The sequence below is a fragment of the Lysinibacillus sp. NPDC098008 genome, from assembly GCF_044760715.1.
In the GTDB taxonomy this organism is placed as follows: Bacteria; Bacillota; Bacilli; order Bacillales_A; family Planococcaceae; genus Lysinibacillus.
The window spans coordinates 1-9,749 of record NZ_JBIWBA010000039.1; the positions used below are offsets into that span (position 1 = coordinate 1).

At 35.2% G+C, this 9,749-nt stretch carries 11 protein-coding genes; 10 read left to right on the top strand and 1 reads right to left on the bottom strand.

From position 1 onward, the window contains the following. Positions 1 to 184 precede the first annotated feature (184 nt). From ACIQVU_RS19330 to ACIQVU_RS19340, 3 genes are all read left to right on the top strand, one after another. Positions 185 to 820, top strand: coding sequence for a PBECR4 domain-containing protein (locus tag ACIQVU_RS19330; protein WP_402896846.1), 636 nt, complete (start codon positions 185 to 187; stop codon positions 818 to 820). Positions 821 to 979: 159 nt separating this feature from the next. After that, positions 980 to 1,549 (top strand): recombinase family protein, encoded by a 570-nt coding sequence (locus tag ACIQVU_RS19335; protein ID WP_402896848.1) that lies wholly within the window; start codon positions 980 to 982, stop codon positions 1,547 to 1,549. Positions 1,550 to 1,617: 68 nt separating this feature from the next. Continuing rightward, positions 1,618 to 1,884 carry a hypothetical protein gene (locus ACIQVU_RS19340; RefSeq protein ID WP_402896850.1) on the top strand — a complete coding sequence of 89 codons (267 nt, stop codon included), beginning with the start codon at positions 1,618 to 1,620 and terminating at the stop codon, positions 1,882 to 1,884. Between the two features lie 78 nt (positions 1,885 to 1,962). Here the strand turns inward: ACIQVU_RS19340 and ACIQVU_RS19345 are convergent, their stop codons facing one another. Continuing rightward, on the bottom strand, positions 1,963 to 2,883 hold the full coding sequence (locus tag ACIQVU_RS19345; protein WP_402896852.1) for a hypothetical protein: 921 nt from the start codon (positions 2,881 to 2,883) through the stop codon (positions 1,963 to 1,965). Between the two features lie 136 nt (positions 2,884 to 3,019). Between ACIQVU_RS19345 and ACIQVU_RS19350 the strand changes: the two genes are divergently transcribed. From ACIQVU_RS19350 to ACIQVU_RS19380, 7 genes are all read left to right on the top strand, one after another. Then, positions 3,020 to 3,223, top strand: coding sequence for a hypothetical protein (locus tag ACIQVU_RS19350; protein WP_402896854.1), 204 nt, complete (start codon positions 3,020 to 3,022; stop codon positions 3,221 to 3,223). Continuing rightward, positions 3,220 to 3,996, top strand: coding sequence for a phage antirepressor KilAC domain-containing protein (locus ACIQVU_RS19355; protein ID WP_402896856.1), 777 nt, complete (start codon positions 3,220 to 3,222; stop codon positions 3,994 to 3,996). The genes ACIQVU_RS19350 and ACIQVU_RS19355 overlap by 4 nt, the downstream gene beginning before the upstream one ends. A 173-nt stretch (positions 3,997 to 4,169) precedes the next feature. Continuing rightward, a complete protein-coding gene (locus ACIQVU_RS19360; RefSeq protein ID WP_402896858.1) occupies positions 4,170 to 4,520 on the top strand; it encodes a site-specific integrase in 351 nt (116 codons plus the stop codon). Positions 4,521 to 4,582: 62 nt separating this feature from the next. Further along, positions 4,583 to 5,419, top strand: coding sequence for a hypothetical protein (locus tag ACIQVU_RS19365; RefSeq protein WP_402896860.1), 837 nt, complete (start codon positions 4,583 to 4,585; stop codon positions 5,417 to 5,419). A gap of 77 nt (positions 5,420 to 5,496) precedes the next feature. Beyond that, entirely contained in the window at positions 5,497 to 6,048 is a 552-nt protein-coding gene (locus ACIQVU_RS19370) for a site-specific integrase (protein ID WP_402896862.1), read from the top strand. Between the two features lie 704 nt (positions 6,049 to 6,752). Next, complete coding sequence (locus ACIQVU_RS19375; protein ID WP_402896864.1) at positions 6,753 to 7,196, top strand: hypothetical protein; 444 nt, start codon at positions 6,753 to 6,755, stop codon at positions 7,194 to 7,196. 545 nt (positions 7,197 to 7,741) lie between these two features. Beyond that, complete coding sequence (locus ACIQVU_RS19380) at positions 7,742 to 9,262, top strand: hypothetical protein (RefSeq protein WP_402896866.1); 1,521 nt, start codon at positions 7,742 to 7,744, stop codon at positions 9,260 to 9,262. The last annotated feature ends 487 nt before the right edge of the window (positions 9,263 to 9,749 follow it).

The following is a 9,749-nucleotide window of genomic DNA, read 5'->3' on the forward strand; positions in this document are numbered from 1 at the left end:
GTCCTAGTACCATGTGAAAAGTAGCATCACATTCCCGATGTTCAAGGGACGTTAATATCTTGAACGCTTCAAATTGTCCTGACTGGGGATAGATACAAACCAGTTACGCTACTAAGCTGATCAAAATAATTTTCGAAATGGTCCTGGTTGTAAAATCAGGGCTATTTTTTATAGAGGTTGAGACATGGACGTAAAAACTTTTGCTGAATTAGAGGAAACACCGACCTTAGATAAGGTAGACCTTCTACTTTTAACGGAATATTACGAAGCCTATTTAGTGCCCTATATTTATTCCATTAGATTTGAAGATGGTAGTGAAATTGAAATAAAATTTAACCAAGATAATTTTTGTCATTTGATAGGTCTACATAAACCAGCTGAAAAGAAATTTGGTAAACATTCTTATCAAGTAAAGCTGTATAAAGGAAATAAAGGCTATGTTCGAATTAAAGACGGTAGTATTACCAAACCTAAACTAAAGGCATTAAATAAAGGTGCTTATTCTGATATGCGTGATAAAATGGTCAATTTCTATAAAATACATACATTACTTGAAAATGCCGAGGCAGTTTATTATACAACTGTTGTTAATAATATAACGAGTATTGATATATTACTGTATGAATCGACCACTAAAAGCTACATACAATTAGGTATTTTAAAAAAGGACAATCAAACGTATTACATACCAACTACATTTTTAATCGAACCTATAACAGAGCATTCAGATGGTAAAAAATTTATAAAAGACCAGGCTCCAGTAAAAATTGAAAAACGTGAGAAAATAAGGAATCCATCAATTAATGGTCCTTCAAATTAAATTTATTGATGTACATAAAACCTTCCTTTTGTAGACACTTCCTAGGCACTCTGAAAAATAACGTTTCAGAGTGCTTTTTCTCGTTGTATTTGTCTATAAACTCGTACATAATAATAAGTATATAAAACGTATGAGTAAATAGAAAAAGGGTGAATATCAGTGGGAAGAATTATTGGTTATGGTCGTGTTAGTACGGATGAGCAAAATTTAGACATGCAATTTTTAGCTATTGAACGCTATGCAAAAGAAAAGGGCATGGAGCTCATTATGTACAGTGAAAAAATTAGTAGTCGTCAGAAGGAACGTGAGCAGCTGGTGCACGCATTAAAAGCGGCTACAAGTGGAGATATTTTTGTTATTTATAAGCTAGACCGATTAGCAAGAAGTACAAAAGAGTTGTATGAACTAACAGACCAGCTTCGAGAAAAAGGCGTGGAATTTGTAAGTATTAACGATAGCTTCGATACGACTACTCCAACTGGTAGAGCTATGTTTGGAATGTTGGCCGTCTTTGCTGAATTTGAAAGAGACATAATTCGACAACGTACTAAATCGGGGCTAGAAGCTGCTAAGAAGCGTGGGAAATTAGGCGGCAGACCTAAATTAGAGGAAAAGACAAAGCGACAAGTAAAAGCTTTATATGCAGCTGGAGAAAGTGCCACAGACATAGCGAAAGAGTTCAATATAGGTAGAAGCACGGTTTATAAGGTTTTAAACGAAAATAAATAATACATGCTGTTAAAAGGAGAGCCATTCTTTATTGAATGAGCCTCCTTTTCCATTAAGGAGGACTAATTATGTTAGCTGAAAAATTAGAAGCGTATATGTCAGAAGAACAAGTAATGTGCACTATGATTAGCAAGCGTTTGAACGCTGCCATTTTATTTATTGGATGTGTTGAGACAAAAGTAGGTATTTTATATATAGGTGAACAATTAAAGGTTGATTTTGATTGGAATATAGAGACTGAATTTTTAATGGATAAAATTAAACGTGCAGCAGATCCACTGGAAATACTCAATCATATTGATAGCATCCGCAAATATCCATTAGAAAGAGCATAAGCGTATTCGCCTATGCTCTTTCTTTTTAATTTTATTTTCAAGGAAAAGGGATAAAAGAGCTCATACCTTTTTTGTTTGTTATAAATTTCTTTCGGCATTTTTACGTATACGATACGCTTCTTGTTTACAAGAGTTCTGGCAATATTCTTGGCGAGGTTTTTTTTCGTAAGGTAAGTTACAGTTAGGATTTGCACAAAAATCAATATCCTCGTTTTGTTTTATTTTTGACCATAAATCATAATAAATCGCTGTTAATAAACTTTGAGAATAGCGAATTTCTAAAGCATAAAAACCGATTGGTGTTTTAGGGCTATCTATAAACTTAGAGCTTAAATAAACGGATTTCGCTATCTTCTGCTCAATCGAGCTTACTAAAACCTCTCTATAAATCGTCTCTAAACTCGCATTTTCAATGTCTTCGTATTGAATAGGCACATAAGTATCAACCCCGTCGTACCAGGTAATCGAATAATGACCTTCAAACCTTTTATTTTCTTTATAATCAAATAATGTTTCATCTAGTTCGTTTAAAAAGCCGGAGCGATATTTTTTTAAAATGGAGTATAGTTTCATAAGTTTTTTTATATTTTCAATTTCATCTAACCATAAGTTGCTAGGCTCAACTTTAAATCCACTTATTCCAAGATTAATTGTTGAATCTTTTGGATCTAAAGAATCCAATTCTGGATATGGAATTCCTAAAAGTCCATATTCATGTGCAAATTCTTCAATTTGATGCAAATATTTTAATCTGCTAAATCGCTCAGCTAATCCTTTACAAGAAAAAGCTTTCGATTTAAACGATTTCTTTCCCGAATCCACAATATAGTATTCCGAACATACATCGTACTCTAATCTATCCCAATAACTAAAATGCCTTTTACTATCTTCATCCGAAAAATCACTTAACAGTTTTTCTGTTTTTACCATATAAGCATGATTGAAAGTAGATTCATCGAAGTCTACATCACTTAATACATAGTATCGCGGAATATACATTAAAATTCCTCCTAAAATCGTTACTCTTGTTACGTATAAACGCCAATTTATACCTACTAAAGGTATGGAATGTTTATATAATGTAATTATACAGTAGTAGTGGTAGTGGTAGCAATTGATTTTAGGGGGTGCGGTTATGGATTACTCGTCAAAACGTACGAGAAACAAAGAATTTTGGGATAAAAAAGGCAAAGTTCCGTTATGGCGAATCGCAGAAAAGATAGGTATTCATGAAAAAACGTTAATCGCTTGGTTACGAATTGAGGTTGAACATTCAAAAATGCAGAGAATTTTAATAGCTCTTGACCAAGTATTAGAGGAAGAAGGAGTGAAATTATGAGCTTCTTGCAACTTTATAAAAATGAATTATTTGAGGTAGCTGCAACCATTGAAGATGATCAAATACTTTTTGATGTAGAGAAAGTGGCCAGATGCTTAGGCATTACTCAAAAGAAAAATGGTGTTGAATATATTCGTTGGGAGCGAGTGAATGAATATCTCCCTAAAAATTCTCCACAAGTGGGGAAAGGGTCGCTTGTACCAGAGCCATTTGTTTATAAGCTAGCTTTTAAAGCTTCAAATGAAGTTGCTGAAATGTTTCAAGACTGGTTAGCGATGGAGGTCATTCCTTCCATAAGAAGAAATGGTGGTTACTTAAACCTAACGAGTGAGGATGATGAAGCCTCTATTATGGCAAAAGCTTTATTATTGGCCAATCGAACTATTGAAAAAAATCGTATGAAAATAGAAGAGCAAAGTCACCAGTTAATACAACAACAGCCTAAAGTTTTATTTGCTGAATCGGTAGCAGCAAGTAGTACCTCAATTTTAATAAGAGAACTAGCTAAATTGATAAGCCAAAACGGCGTAAGAATCGGTGAAAAAGGGCTGTTTCAATGGCTCCGTGAAAATGGCTATCTCATTAAGAAATTGGGTGCTGACTATAATACTCCTAGCCAAAAAAGTATGAATTTGGGTCTCTTTGAAGTTAAAGAAACGACTATTAATAGATCCAGTGGGATTCAGATTACTCGCACCAGTAAGGTTACCGGAAAAGGTCAGATTTATTTTATTAATAAATTTTTAAATTTTGAAAAGAAGGTGGGAGGATAATGAAAATAGCTAGAGTGATTAATGATAGAGATCAATTATGAGCCTTACTAAACAACATAAAAAAACTAGATCAAATTGTATTTGTAGCGTGCTTATTAGGCGCATACACAGGGGCGCGGTTTCAGGAATTAAGAAGCCTAACCGTAGCAGAATTATCAAAAGAAAGAATTCATTTGGGTACCCAAATTTATAAAGGTACAGGACGGAAAGTACTAGTAGTAAAGAACATCAAGTCTTATATTCAGGAGTTTTGCGATAAACAACCGAATAAAGAGAAGTCTGTATTGGAAAAAGAAGATGGAACGTATATGAGTTTTATTGAAGCAAATCAAATTGTAGAAGCAGCAGCTGATGAATTGAATTTAAAGGGAATCACTATTACGAGTTTTCGTAAAACATTTGGACACAAGTTATGTCCTTTACTTGATACAAGAATTCTAGCTTTAGATGCAACTGGATTCAAAACCAATAGTCAAACGAACCTTCATACAATGTTTGATTTGAAAAAAGGTGGATGGGAATAAAGATGCGAGTAGTAATGGAGACAGCAAAAAGAAAAATCGAGGATTTACTAGGAGGAAATAACATGGAAAGAACACTAGAGGAAGTCGTTCAAATAATTTCAGATTTCGTTGCTGGAGAAATTGAGGAAAATGAAGGTCTGAAAACTGAATATAAAACAGCAAAAAATGATATTTTCGGGCAAGTTGAATCAATTTTAAATGATGTAAAGGTAAAAGCTGCGTTACGTAAGCGTAAAGCCAACATTATTAAAAAAGAGCTTGATGATTTATTGAAAAAACAGGCGGAAATTGCTGACAAATTAGTAGTTACAGAAGATGAAGCGGAAATTGCAGAATTAGAGCGCGAAATTACAGAACACAGCACACGTCGCCTAACATTAGAGGCTAAATTAAATGCTTTCAGCACAAGTCGTGTAGGTTTATCACTACCAGAGCAGCGATTAGCCTTAAAGAAAAAATTACACGAATTTGATTCAGTTGTTTCATCGGCTAAGCCTGATTTATCAGATTTAGCAAAAACTTTAAAAGCAGCGGTAGAAAAAGCGATTGAGCCAATTGAAAAGGCGAGTAGATTATTCCTTTTAGGCACTCGTGAACGCGAGTTAACAGGTATTGATCAACTTATTAAAAATAATAAATTATCTTTATTTGCTACAGACCAAACCTTGCAGCTACTGAAAACAGAGAACGAAAAGCGTTCCGCTTTCTCGGCCTGGTTAGATAGCACAAAAAATATTAGCTTTGAAGATTTTATTCCTGCTTATCTTGAGAAGGAACGTTTAAGAACTGAACAATGGCAGCGTGAACAAGAGGAACAAAAATTGAAAGCGGCTCGTGAGCGTGAAGAACGCAATGCAAAAGCTATGGCATCCATTGAAAACAATCTAGGTAAAAAATAAGTATTTTGAGGGATGAATGGAGGCTCACAAGTTTAAATGCTTGTGAGTTTTTTTATCCCTGAAAGGAGGTGAGCGCCATGGAAGTAGTGCAACCGATAACAGACAAAAATGTAATAAAAGGGATTGCAGAATATTTGAAAAGTAAGAATGAGCGTGACTATGTGTTGTTCTGTACAGGCATTTATACGGGGTTGCGTATAGCTGACATTTTAGAGTTACGTGTATTTGATGTGAAGGGACAGACACATATCAGATTAAAAGAAGGTAAGACAGGTAAGAGCAAGCGAATAAAAATTTCACCAATCTTGTTGAAAATCTATACAAGCTATACGGAAGGTAAGGAAAGTTATGAATATCTTTTTAAAAGTAGAGTGGGAGAGAATAAGCCAATTACTCGTGAACGTGCTTATGCCATTTTACGTGAAGCGGCTTCAAAATTTGGATTGAAACAGATTGGCTGTCATTCGATGCGCAAGACATTTGGTTACTGGATGTATAGTAGTTCGGAACACAATATAGCTTTGTTGATGGATATATTCAATCATTCGAAGGAGTCTATCACGCTTAGGTATATTGGTCTAACACAAGAGAGTAAGGATAAGGCGATTGATGATTTGGTTATCTTCTAAGCTATGTGTAGGTGGCTAGGATGTGCGGCTAAAATGGTGCTGAAATAAAACAAATGGTGTAAGAATGACACAAGTAATTACAATGACGGCTGTGTGAAGTTGAGAAAAAATAGAGGGCTTTGAAATGTTGAAGGACAAGGGATAGAGCGTATCTTTCGACAGTAACTCACTATGTATTGAAGTGTATACGAGGTGAGCAGAGCAGTTGGACGTGTCAAGCCTTGCTGAAAGTGTTCGCATCAAATAATTATTAAAGTGCTTTAAAGCCTTATACATCAATGGTTTGTGTGTGTGTGTTATTGGTTGGGAGTGTTCGTATATTTGCATAGGTTCTTCTGGAGTTTTACCTTTCTAGCGGGTGCTTTCGAGCCCACGGGTTGTCTAGTTAGTAAATTGAAAAGGTCATTAACGGTTTCGCTTTAAAAATCTTGGGAAATAATCGTTCTCTGAAAAAAGAACATAGATATATCAAGGGTTTAGCTGTTATTTTAGGGATTTTGAGTAGAATAAAAAACCGTTAATGAAAGCGAAATGACCGCCTAAAAAGGCGTGTTTTTGAGCGTTAAACAGGTGATTTCACCTCAATTTCACGAAATTTAGCAGCTAAAAAATTTACAAAAGCGATTTTTTGGAAGGTCAAATTCAAAATTGTAGCCGTTTTGGCGAAGGATAAAAAATTACAAAAGGAAAAGAGTGAGCACAGTATGCAAGGTTTAAATGGTATTGATTCCAATTTACTGTTGAAGGCGCTTGAGGAGCGAAATGCAACGGCTTTGATTCCTGTTCAGTCAAGCCATATTCAAAGCGTTCATCAGATTGATAAAAATAAGCTTCAAGTGACATTAAAGACAGGTGATTCAATGACTTTACATTTAGAACATGGTCCAACTGCTTATGTAACTGAACAAAAAACAAATAGTTTTGCTGCTGTTTCGAATGAGGAAGGTCAGAAAGCTATTCAGCTGTTAAAAGCTAAAAAGTATTTTAATGAGAAAGGCGTAAATGTGGCTGGTCTAAATGATAGTGAGTTAGTAGATGTTGCGGATCTGGCCCGTTTAGTAAATAATGAGCCTCTTATTTCTAGTGTTACGACTACAGCCGAGGAAGAGCGTATTGTGAATGAATTTAAGCAGCTGTTCAGTAAGTAAAGATTTGAGCGCTATTTGCAAACAGTAAACAATTGCTCCACGTAGTTTAATTTTTAACACTAATTACCTTCGTTTTCTGTGAAACCAAGAAATTAGCCGTGCTTTTTTTCGAAAAAATAGGGCGTGTATTTCTATGGTTATGTACGGTTTTAGCTAATCATTTTGTACTAATGGAACTTGTGCTAAAAAAATAGCGAGAAAGAAAATTTTTTAAAAACGGCTCTTAAAATATTAAATCTAGCAAGCTATTATACTTTCAGCATCTTTTAGGAAGTGGATCAGTAACAGAAATTATTAAAAGTTGGCGCTTAATTATAATTTTATTCCACTTCTTGCTATCGAACTGCTATAATACTAGATAACAAAATTGAACGGAAAAACAAAAAAAGACAGCGGTCTTAGCTAAGCGCCAACTTATGCTAAGACATGCTTACATCGTGACTCACCCACGATACAAACACTTTTGTTCACTGTCTATAACTTGAATCTTATTCTTTAACCTTTAATTTATTATAGGTTGAGCAAGATTTCAAGAGGAAAAACATGTGAAATTAAATATCCATTTAGGATTGAAAAGCGCTTGTATCGTTAAAAACAAACGATCAAGTGCTTTTTTTGCCGAGAATGGAGTGCTGTATATGTCGTTACTTCAACTGATTCACCAGGAGCATTTGCCACGCATTAAAGACTATCAAACTAGCGTATTTGAGCCGCAAAAACAGGGCATCCAGGTTCAAGATGCCCATTTTTATCAAGCCCTCTTCCGAAATAATTTTAATGTTAAAAAGCCATATAAAAATACAGATACCGTATTTTATAATTTCGTGCATCTAGTAAAATTCAAACCAACAAAAGACGGCGATAAAGAAGTAAAATTTGTTTGTGATTCGCTTGAAAAAGTCATTCAAAACGCAGGATATTATGAGTATTTCACAACCAATCAAGTAAATAGCCCGAAGTATCGCATGAAAGAAAACCTAAGCAGCTTAAACGGCTTCGTATTAGATTTCGACTTACGAAAAGACGGAACAGACCGAGATTATACACCTGATGAGCTAGCGTATATCATTTTTAACGAACTGGATCTATACCCACACTTTATTTGGGAAACGAAAACGGAAGGGAACTACCAATGCGCTTTCTTAATCAAACAACTTTCGGGATTGAGTAAGTATGTATTGCTATTTGAGAGCATTGCTAAGCGCCTTTCCATCGTGTTAGGTTCGGATTTTGCCGCAACAGTGGCTAATAAACTGTTCCGAATCCCTAAAAAAAATATTTACGAATACGAGTCATCTTCCAACGAGTATGACATTGACGACTTTAAAAAATTATTTGAGTATGAGGCGATCAATGCGCGGCTGGAAGAATTGCAACACAATCAACAACAAAATCAAGTGATTAATTTTACCGAACAACAGCTGCTACACTCACCAGCAATTAAAGCGCTAGAAAACTGTGAAATTAACGATTTAAGAAACCATGCATGTTTTACACTTGCGCTCTTTTACTATTCATTGGGTAGGGAAAAGGAGGAAGTAGAGGACTTCTTCCTGAATACCTGGTATGAGCTTGCAAATGATAAGAGCAAGTTTTTAAAGCGTTTTACGAAATCGGAAATTCGTAGCTGTTTAAAATCGGCATTTAGCGGCCGTTATGCAGGTGCTTCAAAAGAGTGGATTGAGAGCCTTACAGGGCATCCATTTAACTTTAGCGTGTATCGCTCTACCTACATAAGTCAGAACGTCTACATGAAGAAAACAGAGTTGAGAACACGTTTAATTGACTGGATTCGTGACAATCCAGATACGGTTATTAGCCAGAAAAATTTAACGGAATGTCTAGATATAAAGAAAAGCTCCCTAGATTTGAATATTTCAGAGATGAAAAAAGAAGGTATTTTAAATGTTGAAGTAGTATTTCAAGGCAAAAAGCGCTTAGGTTCAATTTATTCACTTAATGAACAAAGCAAATTTACGGTTGCATATGAAAATAAATTCGATAGCAGCAACTTAGAAAAATTAGATGAAATCATGCTGAATGACAAATTAATTAAAACATCTTAGTGGAAATAGTCGTAAAAATGCACAGAATCGTTTCTGAGGGGTTTTAAAACAATTTAGGTAGTTTTATATGGTTTGGGATTGAGAGTGTTTAAAACGTAAAATAAAGCAGCTTTTCAAGTGAATAGGTTTAACCATGGTTTTGAGTCATAAAAGCACAAAAACGCCCATCTGGTAAGGGTTCACGGGCATTTTGAACAAAAACCATTCAACTTCGCACGAAAATCAAGGTAGTGAAGTGGCGTGAGCCTTACAGCCCCAACGGTTCCAAGAAAACCTAAAATTCTATAACAGTAGTATATTAAAGGGCTTGGTAGTTGTGTGGTGGATGGGCAGGCTCATCGATCTATCGAACAGGTAGTGGGCGTATCCAGTGGAGAACACGCCAAACAAGAGTCATAAAAGCACAAAAACGCCCATCTGGTAAGGGTTCACGGGCATTTTGAACAAAAACCATTCAACTTCGCACGAAAATCAAGGTAGTGAAGTG

What these genes read in the sequence shown, in the direction of transcription:
- ACIQVU_RS19375 (WP_402896864.1), top strand. Translation starts at nt 6,753, where the DNA reads ATGCAAGGTTTAAATGGTATTGATTCCAATTTACTGTTGAAGGCGCTT.
- ACIQVU_RS19365 (WP_402896860.1), top strand. Translation starts at nt 4,583, where the DNA reads ATGGAAAGAACACTAGAGGAAGTCGTTCAAATAATTTCAGATTTCGTT.
- ACIQVU_RS19345 (WP_402896852.1), bottom strand. Translation starts at nt 2,883, where the DNA reads ATGTATATTCCGCGATACTATGTATTAAGTGATGTAGACTTCGATGAA.
- ACIQVU_RS19340 (WP_402896850.1), top strand. Translation starts at nt 1,618, where the DNA reads ATGTTAGCTGAAAAATTAGAAGCGTATATGTCAGAAGAACAAGTAATG.
- ACIQVU_RS19350 (WP_402896854.1), top strand. Translation starts at nt 3,020, where the DNA reads ATGGATTACTCGTCAAAACGTACGAGAAACAAAGAATTTTGGGATAAA.
- ACIQVU_RS19330 (WP_402896846.1), top strand. Translation starts at nt 185, where the DNA reads ATGGACGTAAAAACTTTTGCTGAATTAGAGGAAACACCGACCTTAGAT.
- ACIQVU_RS19355 (WP_402896856.1), top strand. Translation starts at nt 3,220, where the DNA reads ATGAGCTTCTTGCAACTTTATAAAAATGAATTATTTGAGGTAGCTGCA.
- ACIQVU_RS19370 (WP_402896862.1), top strand. Translation starts at nt 5,497, where the DNA reads ATGGAAGTAGTGCAACCGATAACAGACAAAAATGTAATAAAAGGGATT.